Below are 23,389 nucleotides of genomic sequence, written 5' to 3' on the forward strand. Positions count from 1 at the left end.
CATCCTAATGGGAAAATTGCTTGGTATACAGAGCTAGTAGCTGGTAGCTATATGATAACTCAAATAAGTGATTCTTATAATAATAGAGTGTATTACGATTATTTAGTTGAATCAAATAAGATTTATTTAACTAAGATTTCTTATGGAGGCACAAATAAGACAGATGCTCCTTTCTTTGTGTCTGTAAATTATAAAAATACCAAAGTTCAGTTAAGTAAGTATTATCGTGGGCAAAAAGTAACTAGTTCTAAAGTTGTTGATAATATTAAAATTGAGTACAAGAATGGTTCATCTTTACAACTGTATAGGCTTTATAAATTGAGTTATGATTATATACATCAAGATACAAAAGAAAGACTTATTCAGGTTGATATAGAAAATGATAAAAAAGAGAAATTAAATCCACTAAAATTTAAATATAATTCTTCTGAGAATACTATAGTTACTCATATAGAATCCAAAAATATTGGCACTCCCAAAACAACATTCAAAATAGGTTCTGTGTCTATTGGTGATTTCTCAGGAAATGGACAACTTTATCCAATATATGAATCTATTGAAAATGAAGCAACAGAAGATAAAGAAAAAGTAACATTATGGGCTTCTAATGATAAAGGTAGCTCTTCATCTTATACAAAAAGTAGACTTCTTTTTAAGGGAAAGGCTTTAGTAAATAGAACACTAAATGGTAAAACGCAAAGTGTAGTGTCTAAAGGAGATCTTCTTATCCAAATGGGAATTGATTATGCTGATACTAATTATGGTAAAGATAGATTTACTCTGTACTTTAAAGATTTAAGTAATCAAAGCGGTGTTGATAGTGATCAAAAGACAATAAAATTTGAATTAACAACTTTAGCTAAAAAGGCTAAAGAAGGAGTGATTTATGTAGATGATAGACCTAAGATTAGAGATGATGAATATATGGATAGAGATGAGATACCCATATATCCACATAATCAAGATTTAGTTCCAGATAAAGAAAATCGACGTTATCTTTTTGGTGATTTTAATAATGATGGACTAGTTGATCTTTTAATATTTCAACCAAATAATTACTATGCTTCTTTTGGAGTCTATTTTTGTGAAATTGGAAAACAGCAGAGAAATAATCAAACAATTCAATTAACAAATTTAAAAGTATCAGGAGACTTAGTTAAAGACTTAGGAACTAAGGTTTTTACTATAGAGTTTGATGGAGATGGACTTCCTGAATTTTTATTTGTGAATAACAGTGGGAAGTTTAGTATTGCTAAATTAGATATTGAAAATAAATCTCTAAATGTATTAAATACCCCTATAAAGGAGTTTAAAGGATATACAGAAAAAACACCTTTAGTTTTTGGTGATTTTAATGGTGATGGATTAACCGATATTATCTATCCGAAAAGGGTTTATGACGTTGAGAGTGATGGCGTTAATAAGGTTTTTAATGGTATTAGAGACCATCAGCATTTATGGTATTCTTATACTTCAACGGGAAATAACTTTATTGTTAAAGATAAAGATTTTACAAAGCAAAGATTAGTTTATATAAACCCGTCTCAAAAAAATGTACTTCGTAGGTATAATACTTGGGATAAAGTTTGGTCAGGGAAAATGGACAAATATTCTTATACTGAATATGGGGCGTCTAATATTATGGCTATGGATGTTGATGGTGATGGAATTACTGATATTGTTTCGTTCCAGAAAATGGGAGCTATCGAATATGATTTAAAAAGTAAGAATTTATTAAATGCTAAATTAAAAGATTCTGAAGGGACATCTCTTTTTGACGGAATTCGTGTTTTTCAGGTAAAAAACGATTCAAATCAAGATTTTTCAGTAAAAGCTCAACCTTTAAAAGGAGATGTGAATTTATGGGGAGAGACAACAGTTTCGTTATATAATACCAAAATTTCTCTGTTCTCTTTTGTATATAGTCGCTCAGATTATAATGATTTGAATAAGTATAAAACAGGTTTGGTAATAAATGATCCTGTTACCAAATTAGAAACAAAATATATTTTTAGCCAAGATAATTTTTTAGAAACTCAAATATCAGAGATTGATAATAATAGTGGAGCTAAACAAGTTATTGAATATAGACCACTTTCAGAAGATTACAATACAGTTCAAGAAAAGATTTACACTTATAGTGATTTAAACTTGCCTTTTCCTTATTATGTACATAAGGCAAACGGAATGTATTATTTGGTTCATAAGGTAAATACCAAATTTGATGGTAAGACATTAACTAAAGAATATAGATATCATAATGCCATTCAGCACTTACAAGGGAAAGGATTTATGGGATTTCAAAAAACAATTACAAGTGATATCTATGAGAGTGTTCAAACAGATAAAGGGACACATTTACTAAAAGATATGTATAGAGGAGTCTTTTGGACTGTTGAGATGAAAGATCCTTTAATGGATAATGCTTTAGTCTCGTCAACATATGGAAGTTTAGATGAAAGTAACTTTTTACAAAAGACTTTATATACTAATAAACGTTTTGATAAAACAAAGAATAGATACTTCATTGAGACAACAAAAGAAGAATTTGTAGATTATCTTAATGGATTTAAAAGTATTAAAAACTTTACATTTGATACATCAGTAGATATTCTTCTAACAAAATCTGATACAGAATATTACTCACCTAATGATAATGGGCAAGGATATAAATTAACAGGTAAAATAACAGAAGAGTACACTTATACACCAGAATTTAAATTTGGTAATGAAGGGGGGTTCTTCTATGGTAAGTTTAAATCAATTAAAAAGACTTCAACAAGAGGTAGTGATGTTTTTACTAGTAGAGAAGAAAATACTTATTCTGCTCAAGGAGGAGTATTAGTTAGTAAAAAGTTTGGTAATGATGCAATATCAGCTTTAACAACAGAATATACTTATATGCCTTTTGGCGGGATTGCTTCAGAGAAGACTTATTCGGATAATATCTCTCCATTAGTTACAAGTTTTACTTACGATGGGACTAAAAGATTTGTTATCTCTACAGTTGCTCCTAATGCATTAAAAACAAGTGCTACTTATGATATTATAGGTAGAGTATTAACTCAGAAAGATGCTCTTGGTAGGGAGACTAAGTATATTTATGATAGCTGGGGAAATGCTAATACGGTTATTGATTATTTAAAAAATAAAATAATAACTTCAAAATCTACTAAAGATTTAGTTCAAGGAAGTAAATATAGTATTGAAGTAAGTAGTAACACAGGAAGTCAAACATTTACATATTATGATGTTTTAGATAGGGTTTTAGGCACTAAAACTAAATCATTAAATGGGAAGTGGGTATTTACAAGTACTGAGTACGATGTTTATGGTAATGTAGTTAGAGAAAGCCAACCTTATTATCAAGGAGAAACTGTAAAATGGAATTATACGTTGTATGATAGATTAAATAGGCCAATAGAAGTTGTTGATTATAGAGGAAAGTCCATTAAAACTGAGTATGAAAAGAACAAAGTAACTGTTCAAGATGGACATAAAAAAATAGCTAAGTGGGTAGATGCACAAGGTCTTGTTTTAAAAACTCAAGACCAAGGAGGTGTTATTGAAAATTTGTATTATGCAAATGGAAGTTTAAAGCAATCAAATTACGAAGGGATTTTTACTAAGATTGAAATTGATGGATGGGGAAACAAGACAAAATTAATTGACCCTTCAGCAGGGACTTATACATATAAGTATGATAATTTAAGTAGACTAGTTCAAACAACTACACCAAGAGGTGGTAAAACTATATATGAGTATGATGAAGTAGGTAATCTTAAAAAAGAAAAAACAGATGGTGGTAGTGATGAAAAAACAAATATTGATATAGAATATGTTTATGATAAAGCAACTCAATTACCTACAGAGATAAAGGGAAATTATAATGGTGCAAAATTTAGTTATAAAACTAATTATAATCAAAATCAGTTCTATAACATAGAAAGTATAGTTGAGACAACTCCTAAGTTTACTTACACAAAATCGTTTGTATATGACAAAGAAGGTAGGGTTTCTCAAACCAAAATAGCAACTAATGTATTAGGTGTAAGTGGGATTGCAAGTTCTACTATTAAAAATATCTATGATAAGAACAGTGGAGGATTGTTAGTAGAGCAAAGGGATATTACTAATGATAAAGCTATTTGGAGATTAAACGAACAAACTGCATTTGGAGCAAGTAAAAAATTGACTTTAGGTAATGGGTTTGTTATTGATAATCAGTATGATGTTAATGATTATTTAACTAGTATAAAGCAGAAATATCAAAGTAAGATTATTGTTGATATAGATTATAATTACGACGCTAAAAGAGGAACTTTAAGTCAAAGAAATTCAAAATTATTTGGAAAGAATGAACAATTTACTTATGATGATTTAGACCGTTTATTAAAAGAAACAACAAATGGATCTGTAATCAATGAATATACATATGATTTTAGAGGCAGAGTTACTTCAAATACTGAGGTAGGGAAGTATAATTATAATGATACAGATTACCGTCTTGAAAACATAAACTTCAACGAAAAAGGAAGTAAAATGTTACAGGAAAGAGGGTTTGTTAATGTGAAGTACAATGCCTTTAAATCTCCATATGAATTAGTTTTAGATAAGAAAACAAAGATTGAATATGAATTTTCTATTTTGAAAAGTAGGTTTGCTAGTTATTATGGTAGTTTGGAATCTAAAGATAAACAACCTATTCAGAAGTATTATTCATCTGATAAAGCGATAGAGATTGTAATTTCAAAGGATAAAACACAAATTATTTCTTATATAACAGGGGATGCTTATAGTGCAAATTATATTCAGATTAATGAAGTAAAATCTGGAGCTATAGAGACAAGTCCTAAAAATTATTATCTTCATAGAGACAATTTACAATCTATCATAGGTATTAGTGATATTAATGGTAATATTGTTGAACAAAGGTTTTTTGATGCTTGGGGTAATTTAAAAGGTGCAAAGATAGGCGGAACAGATGTAAAGATAAATCAATTTGGTTGGGCTTCTGGTTTATTGTTAGATAGAGGATATACTGGACATGAGCATTTATATACAGTGGGATTGATTCATATGAATGGAAGAATATATGATCCCCAATTAAGAAGGTTTATGTCACCTGATAATTTTGTGCAAGACAATACTAACACTCAAAGTTATAATAGATATGGATATGTATTAAATAATCCGTTACTTTATACAGATCCAAGTGGAGAGATTATTCCAATTTTAATTGGTATTGGTGTCGGAATCGTGATGAATGGAATTATGAATTCTGTTAATAAAGTACCTTTTTTTTATGGAGCAGGAAAAGCTGGTGTAATGGGAGGTATTAGTGGAGCTATAGCGTTTGGAATAGGAAGTTTAGTTACTAATTCAATTGTACAAGCTGGGCTTCATGGAGTAACTAGTGGTGCGATGAGTGAGATACAAGGAGGGAAGTTTATTACAGGTTTAGCAAGTGGAATTGTTAGTTCATTAATATCAAGTGGAGTAGAAAAACTTGGAAAGCCTACTAGTAATATTAAATTAAATAAACAACAGTTAAAAGCTACTATGTTGGTTGCAGGTGGGGTATCAGGAGGAATATCTTCTTCTATAGCAGGAGGGGATTTTTGGAAAGGAATGCAACAGGGATTAATTACTAGTGGGTTGAATCATGTAGCTCATTTAATAACAGAACAAATAGAAATTTCTAAAATAGACAGTAGATTAAAAGAGAAAGGGTATAACCCAGATGATCCAGCTTATGATTTATTTAGAGATAAAAGCTCTAAATTAGTTAATGAATTTGCGAAAAAAGTGTTACCTGAATACTATGAAGCAGCTAATGGGCCAGAATTAGTTATTACTGAAAACTTAGTAACAAAGGGTGGACAGGCTTTAGATGGACAAGTACAAGGTAGTTTGATAAGTGAAAATGGAGTGTATACTTATAATGGGACAATTAAAATAAATACAACGATTTTTAATACATATAGACAGACCGCTTTAACTATATTACATGAATTTAGTCATGTAATAGATATTGTATCAGGAGCCAGACAAAAGTGGTTTAATGCTTATGGAAAAGAGGCTTCATTAGTTATTACTGAAGTAAAAGCTTATGAATTGGAGCAAATATGGGGAGGTATTATAAATTATAATACCACTTATTTAAATTTTAAAAAACAGTTTGATGATAATAATTGGAGTTTTTAAAATGAATAAAATGTTTATTTTAGTAATCACTGTGTTTACTATTTTTACGGGATACTCACAAAAAAAAAATGAAGGAGCTATAGAGTTAAGTATATTAAAAGATACTATTACTAATAATAGCTTAATCACAGTTGAGTTTTATAATAATAGTGATACAGCGTATTACTTTCCAATAGATACATCTATAGATCGATTTATTTGGAACAATAGTTTTCTTAAACACGGAGAGAAAACACTTACGATGGGGAAATTTTCAATTAAAGAAAATTTTTTAGATAAGAATTTGCAATCATGTGAGATGGTTACTATGGAGTTGATTCACTGTTTTACAAAACAGACAAATATTAGCAATGCAATATTAAAGGATGAAATAAATTCAGTCAATATTGACTTTGTTTTTTTAGCACCCAAAGCTTATGCTAGATTGACCGTTCCTGTTCAGTTTGTGAAAAATTATTTTCATATATGTGATATTCATACTTTAAATAATATTTCTTCTCTAGAATATTTACAATATACTTATAAGGTAATTGAGGATGATGTTAATAATTTAAAAATGATGGTAAAAGGAAAACAATTAGAGAGTTATTATAATGATTTAAATTGGGAAGGGCTTACATATAAACTTTATATAGGGGAAATTAAAAGTAATATAGTACCTATTAAATGGGAAAGAAGTAAGGAATTATTAGATGGTGATTATGATGCAGTTCTTAAGGAAAAATACAAATAATTTTAGATACAGAGTCTAATTTTAAAAACTAATTTAATTGAAGATAGTATTTAGAAAACCTAAATTTATATTTTAAGAATTTTAAACAATATGAATGTTGTACAATTCGAGTAGAATTATTTGTAAGAAAAAATTCTTCAATAAATAGAATAAGAGGAGTTATAAAAGACTTAAAAACAAGACTTATTTTACGCTCGCGCTCGGCCTCAGACTATGAATATGAGATTAAGGTAATAACTGATTAGAATAAAAAAAGCGCTTATTTAGTTTGGACTAAGTAAGTGCTTTTTTAATTATTATTCTTTGAGGGTGTCCCGTAAACTGTGTCATTAAAAAAATTGTATAATAAAATATGTACATTAGTAAAATGAGCAGAGAACAAAAAAAAGAAGTATTTGATTTCGAGAGTTTTAAAGAACAAGCAATGGCTGATATTTATCAAGGAAAGAAAATGGGAGGTCCAGATGGTGTTTTTGGTCCCCTTTTAAAACATTTCCTTGAGACTATGTTAGAAAGTGAACTAGAGAATCATTTGGAAGAAGAAAAGGCTAAAGGGATTCCAAATCGTCGCAACGGCGAGACCACCAAAACTGTTCGAAGTATGCAGTCAGGTTCTATTGAATTAGAGTCTAATCGCGATCGCAATGGAACCTTTGAACCTAAGGTGTTACCCAAACGTATGCACCCGAGCAAGTACATCTTGTGAGATCTAATTATTCTTCTACATTATCCAGGATAAGTTTCTTGTAATTATGAGGATATAAGTCAGCGATATTTTTGTGGTTGATGGATTGAATATTTTCAAGAACATACTTTAGCCATTTATATGGATTAATGTCATGCTTTTTGCAGTTAGCAAAAAACGTATAGGCCATAGCTGCTCTTTATGCTGCATCATGAGAACCGGCAAAGAGATAGTTTTTACGACCAATTGCTACAGGTCTGATTACATTTTCAACAAGATTATTGTCTATCTGCAAGTTTCCATTGTGTAAGTAATCACTTAGATTACTCCATCTTTTTTGAGAGTACGCAAAAGCTTTACCTATTCTACTTTGAGGTAAGGTGAGATTCATCTGAGCAATCATATATTTACCAAGCTTGTTGATGATTGGTAAACTTTCATCTAGACGAAGTTCTTTGATTTGGTCAGGAGCTAAGTTTTGTTCTTTAGCTTTTCTCTCTATAGCATATAACCTCTGTATTTCTACTAGTACATGCTGCGCCCTTTTTCTATCGTTATCTAAAGCTTTTTCAAATTCACGTCGAGCATGTGCCCAACAAGCAAGATGTGTAACATCTGACTTATTTCCATAGGCTTGGTAGCCGCTAAATCCATCAGTTTGCAGATATCCTTTGAAGTTTTTTAATATAGGCAGTGCAGCACTACCGCTACGAGTAGGACTGTAATTAAACATTACAAGCTTGGATATAGGTGCGTGATACACCCAATAGTAGCCAAGATGAGTTTTGTCTTTCTTTTTCTCATCTAAGACTTTGATGGTGGTTTCATCAACTTGGAGATAACCTTCGTTTTTGATGTCCATCACCAGCTTTTGGTATAGTGGCTTTAAAGCATCCATGCTTTGAGCCGCCCAACCATCTATTGTAGAAGAAGCTATATCGATGTTTTCTCTGGAAAAGCGTTGCTTTTGTCTATAAAGAGGAAGGTGGTCAACATATTTATCTACAAGTATTGTGGATAATAACCCCTCTGAAGGGATTCCTTTATCTATAATTCGCTCTGGAAGCTCACCAATACTAATTTGAGTGTTGTCTTTACCTTTAGTAGCGTATTTATATCGGATGTAACGCTTGATTTTAAAGTAACCTGGAACATAATCTAACACATCTGTAGTTTCTTTACCAATGCAAATCATATCAGATAAATCTCCCTCAGGATGTATTTCTATTTCTTCTACGGGTAAATGATCTGGTAGTTTAGCTCGTCCTGGATGTTTCTTTTTCTCACGAGAGTAGGTAATCTCTTGTTTGATTACTTCTTATTGTTCCTCTAAGACTGCTTGTTCAACATCTAAAGGTAATTTATAAAACATACGGAGTAGGGTATATCCCTCTTTAATATACTTGAAAACCGATAGCCTAAGCTACCGGTTTTTTTATGTCTACACTATTCTACTATTTACAATTCTACGCTAACATTTTTTTTAAATGTAAATTTCAGGAATACTACATTCTTTGTAACCCTTGACCACCAAAGCTCTTTAACTTTCTGCCTCACTATGCCTACATTTAATGTAGAAGTTGTTGTTCCCACTCGTACTATAATTGAGAAAGTATTGTTATTGCACGAAGAATTCTCAAAGCCTATTGAAAATATTAGAACTGATCGATTGACTAGGCATTTTTATGACATAGACAAAATTATGGATTCGGAATTTGGTGAACAAGCAATAGTTGATGATGATTTGTTTACTAATATTGTTGAGCAACGACAAAAAGTAAAGCCTTTAAGAGGGATAGATTACTCAAATCATAAGAAAGGTAAATTGAGTATTTTACCTCCAGAGGTAGTATTTGAAAGATGGGCAGAAGACTATAAAACGATGCAAGAGCATATGATCATTGGAAATAGTTTAAGCTGGAATGATTTACTTAATCGTTTAAAGGAGATCGAAAATAAATTTAATAAAATTTAAAAGCTCAACTTTTTTATGTTGTCTCACAATAATACAAAGGACTTAAAATCGTTATTTATAAGATATATGGAAATCGATAAATCCCTTTCTATCTTATAAAACACCCCAACTACCACACGATAGTTGGGGGGCTTTTATTTTATTCACTCTCCATCATCTTTAAAATATCTTCGTACCTATAAAACATCAATCCACCTATCTTCTTAAATGGTATGGTACCATTTATTCTCATATTTTGTAAGGTACCAGGAGAAATACCAAGAAGTTTTCTTACTTCATAGCTTTTAATCCATTGTTTTATCTCTTGGTCTTTCTTTCTATTAAAAGGGCTATACCTTCTTATCTCAGTAATAATCTCTTGTTTAAAAATCTCAAGGTCTTCTTTTGTAATAAAATCTACTTTCATAATTAATAGTATTTAGGGTTAGTTTTGATTTGTTTTAAGCCGTTATAAGCTTAGTTCTAACCCTAAATAACAATTTGTATGTACTGGTTTAGTTCTGTTGTCTTTGGGAGGTTTAATTTGACTCTTCAAAGTTGTACTTGTGATTTTCCTGAATACGTCTTCTTTCTCTTAGATTGTCCATATCTTCACCCAGTTTATGTTCTAATACCTTCGCATAAATTTGAGTTGTTTTAATAGCCGTATGCCCAAGCATCTTACTTACAGATTCAATAGGTACGCCATTGTTTAGTGTAATGGTTGTGGCAAAAGTATGTCTGGCTAAGTGAAAAGATAAGTTCTTATCTATATCACAGATAATAGCAATCTCTTTTAAGTAACCATTCATTCGTTGGTTACTAATAACTGGGAACAGTTTGCCTTTGGCAAAAGCCACAGGATGGTCTTTGTATTTTTCAATTAGTTCTAAAGCTTCAGGTAATAGAGGAACCCTTACAGGTATTTTAGTTTTCTCTCTACTTGATATAATCCAATCTTTTCCATCGCTTCCTTTAGCTATATTTTGTGGTGCTAAGTGAAAGATGTCTATATAAGCTAAACCAGTATAACAACTAAACAAAAACATATCAAGAACAGCTTGTAATCTTTCAATAGCAAAATTCTTGTTTACAAGGATTTCAAGTTCAGATTTGGTTAGATGCCCTCTTTCTGTCTTCTCAAATTGAAGTTTATATTTGGTAAAAGGATCTTTCTCCATCCATTCCATGGTGATAGCTAAGTTGATTAACTTTTTAAACCTTTCAATGTGTTTCATAATACCATTGTTATTTAATGGTTGATGCTTGTGAATAGGTTTGCAGTTTCTTAGGAAGTTTTCAAAGTCAAAAATAAATTTGTAGTTAATCTCGCTTAAATAGATGTCAGTTCGATTGTGTACTTTACGCAAATAGCTTTTAAGGTACTTTTCCGTAGAGAAGTAGTTCTTTAGTGTACCATAAGCTAATTTGCTTGTAGCAATCTCTCTGTGATAGTCTATAAGCTTTAAAAGTGATGATTCAGTATCATCATGTCCAAGAAAGATGTTTTTAACAGCTCCAATTGAGACAACTCTTTTTTGTTGGACTAATTGATGATAGGCATCTGTAATGAGAGAACGTACTCGCTCGATATGTGCATTGATTCGAACTGTATCCTCACTTTTTCCTTTTGCTTTTCCTTTAATGTTATCCCAAGAAGTAGGGGATATTTTTAGTTTTAAAGAAATTTCTGTACGTTGTCCATTTACCGTTATCCTTGCATATATAAGGGATGGAACTGTTTTGTTTGAATTAGAAACACGTATAATGAAGTGTATTCCAAATGTGTTTTTTGTTTTCATATCAATCTATTTTAATGTTAACCGAACTGTTTTGATATGGTTTTAAAAAACTACTCACCCGAATAGTACTCAAACAAGACCAAAAAGCACTGAATTAAACTAAAATAAATTGTATTTAATTTATTGAAATGCAATTAGTTAAATTCAATTCGGTGAGCTAATTTACCTTTTAAAAATAGCTCACCTAATAGCTCACATTTAGATTGATTTACAATGGATTATTATGATATATTTAAAAATAAAAAAATCCGTAAGTAATTGATACTTACGGATTTAGGCACATTCTGATGCCGAAAAAGTCGGGGTGGCAGGATTCGAACCTGCGACCTCCTGCTCCCAAAGCAGGCGCGATGACCGGGCTACGCTACACCCCGCTAGACTTATTTTGTCATTGCGAGTGCAAATATAGAACATTATTTTGTATCTGCAAGGTTTAGGTGTGAAAAATAAATGTTTTTTTGGGTTGTTTTGTGTAAGTGGTTGTTTTAATGTGTGATAAGTATTTTTAAAATGTATTAAAATCACTATATGTTTTGTAAGATTAAGAATTATGTAATGTGTAAAGGAAGAAAAAGATACTTTAGGTGATATAATATGTTTTGATAGGTATAATATTTTGAAGAGAATAGATTATCTGTATTTAAGTATTAATATTTTAAATCATTTTTTATGTAGAGATATGGTTTAAAAAAGTATTTTTGTTTAGAAACAAATAAAAGGAAGAAATATGCCAACTATAGAAAGAGTAAAGTGCTTAATTATCGGATCAGGACCTGCTGGTTATACAGCTGCTATTTATGCTGCACGTGCGAATATGGCACCTGTGCTTTATCAAGGTCTACAACCAGGAGGACAATTAACAACAACAAATGAAGTAGAGAACTTCCCTGGATATCCAGAAGGAGTTACAGGACCTGAAATGATGATGCAATTACAGGCACAAGCACAACGCTTCGGTGCTGATATCCGTGATGGATGGGTAACGAAGGCTGAACTAAAAGGAGATGTAAAGAAAGTATGGGTAAATGAAACGACTGAGATTCATGCTGATACTGTTATTATCTCTACTGGTGCGACAGCAATGTATTTAGGATTACCATCAGAGCAACATTACTTATCATTAGGAGGAGGAGTATCTGCATGTGCAGTTTGTGATGGGTTCTTTTATAGAAACCAAGAAGTAGTAATCGTAGGAGCTGGAGATTCAGCTTGTGAGGAAGCTCATTACTTATCTAAATTATGTAAAAAAGTTACTATGCTAGTGCGTAGTGATAAGTTCCGTTCATCTCGTATTATGGAGGAACGTGTACGTAATACTGAAAACATCGAAATCCTAATGAATACGTCTACAGTAGATGTATTAGGAGATGGTAATGTAGTAACAGGTGTTCGTGTGAAAAATAATATCACTGGTGAAGAGAAAGATATTGAAGCTACAGGTTTCTTCGTGGCTATTGGTCATAAGCCTAATACAGATATCTTTAAAGAAGAACTAGAGATGGATGAGACAGGATATTTAATCACTCAAGGAAAGACTAGTAAAACGAATGTTGAAGGAGTTTTTGCTTGTGGAGATGTACAAGATAAAGATTACAGACAAGCTATTACAGCTGCAGGTTCTGGATGTATTGCAGCATTAGATGCTGAGCGTTATTTAGCTGCTAAGTAATTTGTATTGATTACAGTATATAAGGGAACCCAATAGTGGTTCCCTTTTTTATTATTAAAAGTTAATATTATATAGTGCTTAAAGGGATATTATTATATTTGTTTTTCATAAAAAATAGAAATGCTTTTACTTAAAAATATATCATTTAGTTACTTAGAAGAAAAAACAGTTATTAATAACCTTAGCTTGGTTGTCGAAAAAGGACAGCATGTTGCTCTGTTGGGAGAAAGTGGATGTGGCAAGAGTACTTTATTAAAATTGATTTATGGTTTACAAGATCTAGATCAAGGAGAGATTCACTGGAATAACAAGCAAGTCTTAGGGCCTGCATATCATTTGGTTCCTGGAATAGATGAAATGAGATATCTAGCTCAAGATTTCGATTTAATGCCTTTTACTTCTGTAAAAGAAAATATAGGGAAGTATCTTTCTAACTTTTATATGGAAGAGAAAGAGCATCGTATAAAAGAACTTTTGACATTAGTAGATTTAGATGACTATGCAGATGTAAAAGTAAAACACCTAAGTGGTGGACAACAACAACGTGTTGCTATAGCTCGTGTACTTGCTTTAGAGCCTGAGATTCTATTATTAGATGAACCATTTAGTCATATTGATTATTCGAGAAGAAGTCTGCTTAGACGTAATCTATTTGCTTATTTAAAAGAAAAAGGGATTACGTGTATAGTGGCTACTCATGATAGTATAGATGCATTGAGTTTTGCTGATGAGACAATTGTATTAAAAGATGGTGAGTTAGTGGATATGGGAGAAACGAAGGATGTATATGAGTTCCCCTTGAATAAGTATGTAGCATCTTTATTCGGAGAGGTAAATGAATTATATATCTCGGACTTTACAACTTCCTTTGAAGAAGATGAATTATTGCTAATATATCCTCACCAATTAATGCTCTCAAAACAAAAAGGACAGATAGAGGTAGAAGTACTTGAATCTTATTTTAAAGGAGATGGTTATATGATAAAAACTTTCTTTAATGAGGATAGGGTAGTATTCTTTGACCATCCTTTTAATATCGAAAAAGGGACTAAGATTAAACTAGCACTAAAGAAATTTCAATAATAAAAAAACGCCACTTTAATTAAGTGGCGTTTTTTTGTAGTGGATATAAGAAAAAAGCTCAGCAATTGCTGAGCTTTTAAAATATATTATTTTTTGTTTTTTACATTTTTCTCTAAGAATTGATCTTGTTCCCATAGTAAATGGAAGATATTTTCCTTAGCTGCGTAACCGTGACTTTCTTTAGGTAGAATAACCATTCTTACAGGTGCTCCTAGTCCTTTTAAAGCTTGGAAGTAACGCTCTGTTTGTAATGTAAATGTTCCAGGGTTATTATCTGCTTCACCGTGTACTAATAACATTGGAGTCTTCATTTTACTAGCATTCATGAATGGAGACATTGTATTGTATACTTCAGGAACTTCCCAATAGTTTCTTTGTTCTGTTTGGAAACCAAATGGAGTTAATGTTCTGTTGTAAGCTCCACTACGTGCAATACCTGCTGCAAATAAGTCTGAATGAGTAAGTAAGTTAGCTGTCATAAACGCTCCGTAAGAGTGTCCTCCTACAGCTACTCTCTTTCTATCTATATATCCTAATGCATCTACAGCATCAATAGCTGCTTTACCATTCGCTACTAATTGTTCTACATAAGTATCATTCGGCTCTTCTTTACCTTCTCCTACGATAGGGAATGCAGCATCATCTAATACAGCGTATCCTTTCGTCACCCAGTAGATAAATGATCCATAAGAAGGGAATGTAAACTCATTAGGGTTATGTGTTACTTGCGCAGCACTATTTTTGTCTTTGTACTCAGCAGGGTAAGCCCAGATTAATAGAGGTAATTTCTCCTTCTTAGCTTTAATATCATATCCTGCAGGTAAGTATAAAGTACCAGATAATTCTAAACCATCTTCTCTCTTATATTTAATCACCTCTTTGTGTACTCCGTTTAAAGAACTAAAAGGGTTTTTAAATGAAGTGATCGCTTTTAAGTCATTCTTCTTGTTGATATTTCTGAAGTAGTAGTTAGGATATTCAGTAGCTGATTGAATAGACACTAATACTAGTCCTTTCTTTACATCTTCTATAGATTGAATAGTCTCTTTTTTATCTGTGTAATTAGACTGGTACAATCTTTTTGTTTTTAATGTTTTTAAATCGAACTCATCAATGAAAGGGAATTGTCCTTTAGCAGTATAACCTTGTCCTATTAAGAAAAGTTTATTGTTTTCTTTTGCTAGTACATAACGATCAAACTCATTTCTTTTTAATTCGAATGTACCTGGATCACTGTATACGTCTTGTGAGTTTCTATCTTCTATTTTTACTGGCGCATCATTAAATTTAGAAGGATCGATAATGAACGTTCTAGTATTTCTAGTGTCATACCATTGGTCACCTATTAAAGCTAAGTTGTCGTCTCCCCAAGTGATACCACCATAACGTTGAGATAGCTTAACGATAGATTTAGGAGCATCAGTAAATGGAGCGTCCCAAGTGAATACTTCGTCTCTGAAAGGTACATCTTTAGCAGGATCACCACCATCTAGAGCTTCTACATAATAAATAGTAGCAGCTTTATCAGCTCTCCATCCCATACTTCTTTTTCCTTCACGTGTAGCCATAAAACCTTTAGGCATAATTTCATTTAAAGGAATGTCATTTACTTCTTTTACTAAGTTACCCGCTTTGTCATAAACTACAGTTTTCATAGGAAAACGGTTTAGTGATACTAAGTAAGAGAATGGTTTCTGTAATGTAGTAACCATTAAATATTCTCCATCAGGAGAGAAACTAGAACCAACAAATAAATCTCCTTTTTTGAAAAGTGTTTTATTTCCTTTTAGGTCTATTTTATATAACTCAGATGTAACTAAAGTTTCGAAGTTAGCCTCGTCAGTTTTATTCTTTAATAAATCTTGGTATGTTCTGTTTTGAGAAACAACACCTTCACTTACAGATACGATAGGGCCTGTTGGTAGGTTTTTAGAAGTATCGATTAATGCAGGTCTATTAGCAGGGATTTGGTTAATCAATAAAGATTGGCTATCCTTAAACCAAGTAATAGGGTTACCGATGTTTGCATTTAAATTTGCCTCAGTAAGTTTAGTTGCTTGAGCAGTTTTTACGTCTAAGATCCAAAGTTCCACACCGTTTTCAGCAGTGTTAGTGAATGCTAATTTTGATTGATCAGGAGACCAAGTAATATTAGTAATTCTAGGATTAGCTGGTAATCCTTTTACTTGTATTTCTTGAGTATCTTTTATTTTTCTAACTTTTAGGTTAGTAATATAAGTTACTGTGCTTGAAATATTCGTGTTTACATCGATACGTAAACCAGCAAGTCTCATTTCATTTACATTCAAATCCATTAATGTTTTATATGTACTCCTATAGCTTAGAAGCATATATTCCATTTTGTTGTCCATAGATATAGCAGGTGCTCTTTCGAAGTCAGCTAATTCTAGAATTTCTTGAGATGGCTTTTGATATGTAACATTTTCTTGTGCGTACATAGAACTAATCAAAAATAGGGATAATAAGGTTGTTTTGATGATTCTCATTATGGTTAGTTTTAACGTTAGGTTGGCTAATATAAATGAAATTATTGAGTGTTCTGTTAGTGTATAGCCTTTTTGTGGCAAAAATGTTTAAGTTTTTAGTTATTAGTGTATTTTTGTAGCTCGTAAACCAATTTTTTTAAAAATGTTTAGATCAAAAATAAGCGGATTAGGATATTACGTTCCTGAGAATGTAGTGACCAATGACGACCTGGCAAAGATAATGGACACTAACCATGAATGGATTGTAGAGAGAACAGGTATACATGAAAGAAGACACAAAGCATTAGAAGAAGATACAACTTCTGGAATGGGAGTAAAGGCTGCTCGTATAGCGATGGAAAGAGCAGGAGTAGAGGCAAAGGATATTGACTTTGTAGTATTTGCTACTTTAAGCCCTGATTATTATTTTCCAGGGCCAGGAGTAATGTTACAACGTGAATTAGGATTAAATACCGTTGCAGCATTAGATATTCGTGCGCAATGTTCAGGTTTTATTTATGCTTTGTCTATAGCAGATCAGTATATTAAAACAGGAATGTATAAAAACGTACTTGTGGTAGGGTCTGAAGTACACTCTACAGGATTAGATATGACTACTAGAGGTAGAGGTGTGTCTGTTATTTTTGGTGATGGAGCTGGAGCAGCAGTATTGACTTGCTCTGAGAATGATGAACAAGGTTTATTATCTACACATATCCACTCACAAGGAGAGCATGCAGAAGAATTAGCTTTGTTAGCACCAGGTATGGGAGGTAGATGGGTAACAGATATCTTAAAAGATAATGATCCAGACGATGTTAGTTACACTCCGCATATGAATGGACAGTTTGTGTTTAAAAATGCAGTAGTTCGTTTTAGTGAGGTGATTAATGAAGGATTAGAAGCAAATGGTCTACAAGTATCAGATATTAATATGCTAATCCCGCATCAAGCTAACTTAAGAATCTCTCAATTTATTCAACAGAAGTTTGGTTTATCAGATGACCAAGTATTTAATAATATCCAAAAATACGGAAACACAACCGCTGCTTCTGTGCCAATAGCTTTAACAGAAGCTTGGGAAGCGGGTAAGATTAAAGAAGGTGATTTAGTTGTATTAGCAGCTTTTGGAAGTGGATTTACTTGGGGAAGTGTTATTATTAAGTGGTAAAAAATAATTATATTAGCTTTAACTAAGTTAATGTAGTTATGAAATTTGATAAAATACACAATAAGGGTCAGGCTAGATTATTTAAGAATCCTTATTTAGAAATGCTTACTAAGGGGCATCCTGCAGTTATTTGGGGGATGTATATACCTGTATTATCATATATAGTATATCTAGGATATGCAGATTATAATTTATCAGTCCAGAATCTTATTCTTCTATTCTTTGGAGGAATGGTATTCTGGACTTTTTTTGAATATCTAGCACACCGCTATATTTTCCATTTAATAAGTGATAAACCGAATGCGCAAAGGTTTGCTTATATTATGCATGGCAATCATCACCATTATCCTCGAGATAGACAGCGATTATTTATGCCTCCTGTACCTAGTATTATATTAGCCTCTGTACTTTTTGGATTACATTATTTGATTATGGGTAGATATACATTTGGTTTTTATCCTGGTTTTATAATAGGGTATTTATTATATGCATCGATGCACTATGCTATTCATGCATTTGCACCACCCTTTAAGTTTATGAAGCCACTATGGCGTAACCATCATTTGCATCACTATAAAGATGAAGAAATGGGCTTCGGTGTAAGTAATACTTTTTGGGATCGAGTATTCGGAACAATGTTCGATTTAGATAAGGAGAAAGAAGATAAAGAGAAGGTAAAAGAACTTATGTTTGAAAAGAAAAATAAATAAAAAAACGACTATCAATCTGATAGTCGTTTTTTTTTGTAAAAAGTATTATTTTTTAGCCCATTTGTTTTCTGATAATTTAAGTTTACCATTATCATTTCCCCAGATTAGATTTGCTAAATAAGGGTTGTCAATAAAAGGATTTCTATTTCCTTGAGAATATTGATTATTTGGGTTACCGTGATAGTCATTACGTTTTATTTCTATTTCAGACACAGGATCTTCTTCATTCCATTTTAAGAATAAGTCAATCATGCCATCTCTTTCACCTTTATTAAAGAATAGGATAGATCCTTCTCCAATAGCTCCTGGATGACATTGCTGTTCATATCGTACGAACATATACATCATCATTCTAGCTACATCACCTTTCCACTCTTCACCAGGAAACCAGTAGTTTCCTCTTTTTCCAGAATTACCTTTACCATCTACAAATTTTAGATTACCTCTAGTATTATTCCACTCACCATTAATAGGACGAAGGTTGTGGACATCTGTTCCTGCGATTAAACCTATTTCTGTATATCCAGGATATTTATCTGTAACTAGTTTTGGATTAGCGAGTGACTTTGCATATACGTGTTCACGTTCCCATAGTTTATCTCTCAAATTAGGATTACTTGTTCCACTTGTATTTCTGCGTTCTTTATCTAAAGATCGTGAATGTACATCTTTATTACTTTCTCCATGAGGCCAACCATATATTAATAAAACATTGTTTGGGTTATCAGGATCTTCATCAGTTATTTTTGAAGCGTTCCATACATCAGGAGTGTACTTTAAGTGTCGATGAGTCTTAGTAACGAGTTTGTTTAAAGATTCTTTTAATTTTAACCCTCTTAAATTTAGATCAATATCTCTATAGTAAGCTATTTCTTCCTTTGTTACTGGAATATAGTTATTCGAATCATAGAGATTGTTGTCTGTGATAGGAGGATTTGGATCTTCAGGAATAGGTTTGTCTATTATAGCATTATCTTCTTTTGAACAAGAGAAAGATAATATGGCAAGACATAGTACTATACTAAATCTTTTAATCATTGGTAATTATGTTTTATTGTTTCTGTTAAAGCAAAATTACTTAATTAAAAAGTGATAATGACGGAAAGTGTCCAAAATAAACCAAATAAAAAAAGGACATCTTTATAAAGATGTCCTTTTACCTGTAGCGAAGACGGGAGTTGAACCCGTGACCTCAGGGTTATGAATCCTGCGCTCTAACCGACTGAGCTACCTCGCCATTTTTGGTCTGCATTACTTCCGTATTGCGAGTGCAAATATAGTAGTATTTATGGGTTCTCCAAACTGTTTTTACGAGTTATTTTTAAAATAAATGACACGATTAGTTTAACCTATTTAGAATGAAAAGTTTACTCAGTAAATATTTTTTTATTTTTTTTGAAATATTTTTATTCTAATCTGTTTTCTATTATAAAACACCTTTTTTAGACAGTAGAATAAGGATAGATGAAGTTTCTTGCACTATTTTTTGGATTTTAAATAAAGTATAGGACTATGTTTTTGTGTAGTTTCTCAAAAGGGTACACATTGTTATAATTTTGTGAAATTTCTTTTAGAAATTGTTTTGATATATATCTTTGAGGGTATGGAACTATTAGATTATCTTTTTCACATTGATAAGTATTTGCACATCTTTATAGAGCAATACGGAACGTGGTTATACGTTATTTTATTTTTAATCATTTTTGTTGAGACGGGCTTAGTGGTCATGCCGTTTTTACCAGGAGACTCGCTTCTCTTTGCGACAGGAATGTTAGTAGCTCAGTCAGATGAGCTGAATATAGTATTAACCATTGCGATTCTTCTAGTAGCAGCCATTACTGGAGATTCTTTAAACTATTATCTTGGACGAAAAGTAGGAATGCGTCTAACAGAATTTAAATTGTTCGGTAAACAAGTAGTGAAACAAGAACACTTAGATAAGACACAGTCTTTTTATGAGAAGTATGGAGAGCGCACCATCGTTATTGCTCGATTTGTCCCTATAGTTCGTACGTTAGCTCCTTTCGTAGCAGGGATTGGAAAGATGAGGTATGGAATATTTATGACTTACAATGTAGTAGGAGGAATAGTATGGGTAGTAGGACTTACTCTAGCAGGGTACTTCTTGGGTAATATACCTCTTGTAAAAGATAATTTCTCTAAAATTGTACTTCTGATTATCGTAGTGTCTGTATTACCTATTGTGTATGAGTTTATAAAGGCTAAAGTACAAAGCAAAAAAGCGATTGAATAGCATATTAATTTAAATAATAAACGATAGAACCAATGTGATAAGCATTGGTTTTTTTTATGTCTTTATCCAAAAAATATGTGAAGGTGATGTAAAAAAAACAATATGAGATAGTCTATATTAAGACTTAAGTACACTATAGTATAGTTTTAAAGCTAATGAAATAGAATTGCTTTGTAGTACTGAGTTAATGAGATAGAGCAGACGCTAGATATAATAAAAAAAGCTAGAAATCATGTGCTGACTTCTAGCTTTTACTTATAATAGGGTTTTGCTATTTACTCCAATTGTTTTTTGCCTTAGGACCACCCCAGATACGAGTAGCTAATTCAGGGTTGTCAATGAATGGGTTACGGTTACCTTGAGAATATTTATAGTTTGGATTATTCGGGTTACCATGGTATTCATTACGTCTTCTCTCTATTTCATCTACAGGATCTTCTGCATTCCATTTTAAGAATAAGTCAATCATTTCATCGCTTAATACACCAGCTTTAGCATCTATAGGCATTCCTACTTTAGTAGCTTTAGTATATCCTCCTCCATTTTCGTTTTCATAGCGGATATGCATATACATCATCATACGAGCTATATCACCTTTCCAGTCGTCACCAGGGAAATAGTATTCTTTACCTACTGTTTTTGAATTTCCTTTACCATCTACGAATTTTCTATTGCTTCTAGATGAGTTCGTAGATCTATTGATTGCACGTAAATGGTGTGCATCATGTCCTGCGATATCTTCTATTGCAGTTGGTTTATCATCAGAATATGTAGTTGTTAAGGCTTTTTGATTTTTGGCTTTATCTACAGCTAATGCTTTAGCGAATACATGTTCTCTTTCCCATTTAGAAGTAATTGGCATTGAAGGATTCGTACCATTATTCTTATGTTCTTTTGGGACAGATCTCATTTTAGTGATATCCCCCTTAGCATCTTTATCAGGCCAGCCATAAATCTGAAGAACATTATCTTTATTATCTGGATCTTGATCAGTAAATTCTGTAGCTTCCCATATACCCGGTGTATAGCTCTGTGGGATATGTGTATCTTTTACTAGTTTTGCTAACTGTTGTTTTAGTTGTGTTCCCTCTTTAGTGAAGTCTAGCTTACTGTAATACTGTTGGTATTGAGCAGGGATGATGTAATCTCCAGAATTAGGAGTGATATTTCCTCCTTCGTCAGGTTTTTCTTCGCCACCGTTACCTGGCTTTTCTGTAGACTCAGTAGGTTCGGTAATAATAGGGTCTTTCGTACAAGAAGTAGCGAAGACGGCTAATCCTGCTAATACAAGTAATGTTTTTTTCATGTTTGGTAAGTGATTTATTATTCTGTTTTTTTACAATAGAATGAATAATTATTGCGCTATTCTATTAGCTCGCAAGTTACTTATTCTATTCTCTAAGTTTAGTGGATATAGAGGGTTTGTGAATATTCTTGTATATACGCAAAAATAGGAAGTATGATATTGTTATTTATTGACAGTGTGAGAAGAACTTTAGTTTTTTAGGTCTTTTAGTATTAATTACTGAGGCGTTTTTAGAGGAATGAGGAAGAGATAAAACCAAAAAAAAGGACAATCCGTCAGATTGTCCTTTTTGTATATCTAAAATTGTACAGTTATTCTTTTGACCAGTTATTTTTTGCTTCTGGGCCGCCCCAGATTCGAGTAGCTAAATAAGGGTTATCTATAAAGGGATTTCTGTTTCCCTGAGCATATTTGTTCTTCGTGTTAGCATGATACTCATTTCTGTATCTCTCGATTTCAGAGACAGGATCTTCAGCATTCCATTCTAGCAATAGATTAATCATATTTGGATCTATCTTATTAGTAGTACCGACTACCACACCAGCGTTTCTTCCATTATTTCCTTTAGGAGTATACTTAGGGATACATCTATTCTCATAACGGATATACATATACATCATCATACGCGCCACATCTCCTTTCCACTCATCGCCAGGATACCAATAATCTCCTACTAGTTTAGAAGTACCACTACCTTGTACGAATGGTTTATTTCCCCTAATACTATTCCATTTGACATCTGCAGCTCTTAGATGATGTGCATCTGCCCCCGGACCAGTTTCATTTAGATTAGGGGTGCCTAGAGATTTAGCATAGGTGTGTTCTCTGTTCCATTGTCCTTGACCACCACCATTACTCTGTTTACCTCTAGTATATGCTGTGGTGCCTGTGCGTACTCCTTTATGACCATATAATAGATATACTTCATTACCTTCAGGCGTTAGGTCAGTTGCTTTGGTAGCTTCCCATATTTCTTTATAACTTAATTCTCTTACGTGTTTACGAGTACTTAGTTCTGTTAGCTCTTGTTTTAGCGCTAGACCTGTTTTAGTGAAATCTACTCCTTGGTAATAATCTTGTTCAGACGTAGGAATAGAGAAAACACCAGTGATAGTAGCCTTACTGTTTTCAGTGGCTTTTACATCAGTAGTAGGTACTTCTCCAGTAGAATATATAGGAGTAAAGTTTGTATTACTCTTTTTATTACATGCACCTAGCGTAAGTACTAAAAGAGATAGTGAGGCTATAAGGAAGTTGGTTTTCATACGTTAGAAATATCAAAAGGAGTATATAAGTAAAAAGCCTGTTTTAAGGTAAAACAGGCTTTTG

15 protein-coding genes, 2 tRNA genes and 1 pseudogene are annotated in these 23,389 nt (G+C 32.3%); 9 read left to right on the forward strand and 9 right to left on the reverse strand.

From position 1 onward, the window contains the following. The first annotated feature begins 51 nt into the window (after nucleotides 1-51). The 3 genes from MYRA21_RS11015 (at nucleotide 52) to MYRA21_RS11025 (ending at nucleotide 7,646) form a co-directional block, all read left to right on the forward strand. A complete protein-coding gene (locus MYRA21_RS11015) occupies nucleotides 52-6,207 on the forward strand; it encodes an RHS repeat-associated core domain-containing protein (protein ID WP_039329041.1) in 6,156 nt (2,051 codons plus the stop codon). Further along, entirely contained in the window at nucleotides 6,185-6,940 is a 756-nt protein-coding gene (locus MYRA21_RS11020; RefSeq protein ID WP_006260764.1) for a hypothetical protein, read from the forward strand. The genes MYRA21_RS11015 and MYRA21_RS11020 overlap by 23 nt, the downstream gene beginning before the upstream one ends. Nucleotides 6,941-7,307: 367 nt before the next feature. After that, the gene (locus MYRA21_RS11025; RefSeq protein WP_006260765.1) at nucleotides 7,308-7,646 is read left to right on the forward strand and encodes a transposase; all 339 of its coding nucleotides are present in this window, start codon (nucleotides 7,308-7,310) and stop codon (nucleotides 7,644-7,646) included. Between the two features lie 7 nt (nucleotides 7,647-7,653). On the opposite strand, the pseudogene MYRA21_RS11030 reads toward MYRA21_RS11025, so the two are convergent. Then, nucleotides 7,654-8,985: pseudogene (locus MYRA21_RS11030) on the reverse strand (IS66 family transposase); the annotation flags it as partial. Between the two features lie 96 nt (nucleotides 8,986-9,081). Between MYRA21_RS11030 and MYRA21_RS11035 the strand changes: the two are divergent. Continuing rightward, nucleotides 9,082-9,600: a nucleotidyl transferase AbiEii/AbiGii toxin family protein gene (locus MYRA21_RS11035; protein ID WP_073145886.1), complete on the forward strand. Its 519-nt coding sequence runs from the start codon at nucleotides 9,082-9,084 to the stop codon at nucleotides 9,598-9,600. Nucleotides 9,601-9,739: 139 nt separating this feature from the next. On the opposite strand, the gene MYRA21_RS11040 is transcribed toward MYRA21_RS11035, so the two are convergent. The 3 genes from MYRA21_RS11040 to MYRA21_RS11050 all read right to left on the reverse strand — a co-directional run bounded on the left by MYRA21_RS11040 (nucleotide 9,740) and on the right by MYRA21_RS11050 (nucleotide 11,755). Further along, nucleotides 9,740-10,006, reverse strand: a complete 267-nt coding sequence (locus MYRA21_RS11040; RefSeq protein WP_039329044.1) for a helix-turn-helix domain-containing protein — start codon at nucleotides 10,004-10,006, stop codon at nucleotides 9,740-9,742. Nucleotides 10,007-10,118: 112 nt separating this feature from the next. Beyond that, nucleotides 10,119-11,381, reverse strand: a complete 1,263-nt coding sequence (locus tag MYRA21_RS11045; RefSeq protein ID WP_006263106.1) for a site-specific integrase — start codon at nucleotides 11,379-11,381, stop codon at nucleotides 10,119-10,121. A gap of 299 nt (nucleotides 11,382-11,680) precedes the next feature. Then, a tRNA-Pro gene (locus tag MYRA21_RS11050) sits at nucleotides 11,681-11,755 on the reverse strand. 353 nt (nucleotides 11,756-12,108) lie between these two features. On the opposite strand from MYRA21_RS11050, the gene trxB reads away from it, so the two are divergent. Next, a complete protein-coding gene (gene trxB, locus MYRA21_RS11055; protein ID WP_006260773.1) occupies nucleotides 12,109-13,050 on the forward strand; it encodes a thioredoxin-disulfide reductase in 942 nt (313 codons plus the stop codon). Between the two features lie 120 nt (nucleotides 13,051-13,170). Continuing rightward, nucleotides 13,171-14,133, forward strand: coding sequence for an ABC transporter ATP-binding protein (locus MYRA21_RS11060; protein ID WP_006260774.1), 963 nt, complete (start codon nucleotides 13,171-13,173; stop codon nucleotides 14,131-14,133). Between the two features lie 86 nt (nucleotides 14,134-14,219). Here MYRA21_RS11060 and MYRA21_RS11065 read toward each other — a convergent pair whose 3' ends face one another. Beyond that, nucleotides 14,220-16,721 carry a S9 family peptidase gene (locus MYRA21_RS11065; RefSeq protein WP_006260775.1) on the reverse strand — a complete coding sequence of 834 codons (2,502 nt, stop codon included), beginning with the start codon at nucleotides 16,719-16,721 and terminating at the stop codon, nucleotides 14,220-14,222. A 61-nt stretch (nucleotides 16,722-16,782) separates the two neighbouring features. On the opposite strand from MYRA21_RS11065, the gene MYRA21_RS11070 reads away from it, so the two are divergent. Together MYRA21_RS11070 and MYRA21_RS11075 are read left to right on the forward strand one after the other, a co-directional pair. Further along, complete coding sequence (locus tag MYRA21_RS11070) at nucleotides 16,783-17,790, forward strand: 3-oxoacyl-ACP synthase III family protein (protein ID WP_006260776.1); 1,008 nt, start codon at nucleotides 16,783-16,785, stop codon at nucleotides 17,788-17,790. A gap of 38 nt (nucleotides 17,791-17,828) precedes the next feature. Continuing rightward, the gene (locus MYRA21_RS11075) at nucleotides 17,829-18,500 is read left to right on the forward strand and encodes a sterol desaturase family protein (RefSeq protein WP_006260777.1); all 672 of its coding nucleotides are present in this window, start codon (nucleotides 17,829-17,831) and stop codon (nucleotides 18,498-18,500) included. 45 nt (nucleotides 18,501-18,545) lie between these two features. Here MYRA21_RS11075 and MYRA21_RS11080 read toward each other — a convergent pair whose 3' ends face one another. Together MYRA21_RS11080 and MYRA21_RS11085 are read right to left on the reverse strand one after the other, a co-directional pair. After that, on the reverse strand, nucleotides 18,546-19,538 hold the full coding sequence (locus MYRA21_RS11080; RefSeq protein ID WP_006260778.1) for an endonuclease I family protein: 993 nt from the start codon (nucleotides 19,536-19,538) through the stop codon (nucleotides 18,546-18,548). 125 nt (nucleotides 19,539-19,663) lie between these two features. Beyond that, nucleotides 19,664-19,737 (reverse strand) — tRNA-Met (locus MYRA21_RS11085). A 366-nt stretch (nucleotides 19,738-20,103) separates the two neighbouring features. Between MYRA21_RS11085 and MYRA21_RS11090 the strand changes: the two genes are divergently transcribed. Further along, the gene (locus MYRA21_RS11090; RefSeq protein ID WP_029988604.1) at nucleotides 20,104-20,754 is read left to right on the forward strand and encodes a DedA family protein; all 651 of its coding nucleotides are present in this window, start codon (nucleotides 20,104-20,106) and stop codon (nucleotides 20,752-20,754) included. A 271-nt stretch (nucleotides 20,755-21,025) separates the two neighbouring features. On the opposite strand, the gene MYRA21_RS11095 is transcribed toward MYRA21_RS11090, so the two are convergent. Further along, nucleotides 21,026-22,060, reverse strand: coding sequence for an endonuclease I family protein (locus MYRA21_RS11095; RefSeq protein WP_006263110.1), 1,035 nt, complete (start codon nucleotides 22,058-22,060; stop codon nucleotides 21,026-21,028). 311 nt (nucleotides 22,061-22,371) lie between these two features. Beyond that, nucleotides 22,372-23,325 (reverse strand): endonuclease I family protein, encoded by a 954-nt coding sequence (locus MYRA21_RS11100; RefSeq protein WP_039329047.1) that lies wholly within the window; start codon nucleotides 23,323-23,325, stop codon nucleotides 22,372-22,374. Nucleotides 23,326-23,389 lie beyond the last annotated feature (64 nt).

It is taken from the genome of Myroides sp. A21 (assembly GCF_000807225.1).
Classification (GTDB): Bacteria; Bacteroidota; Bacteroidia; order Flavobacteriales; family Flavobacteriaceae; genus Flavobacterium; species Flavobacterium odoratimimum.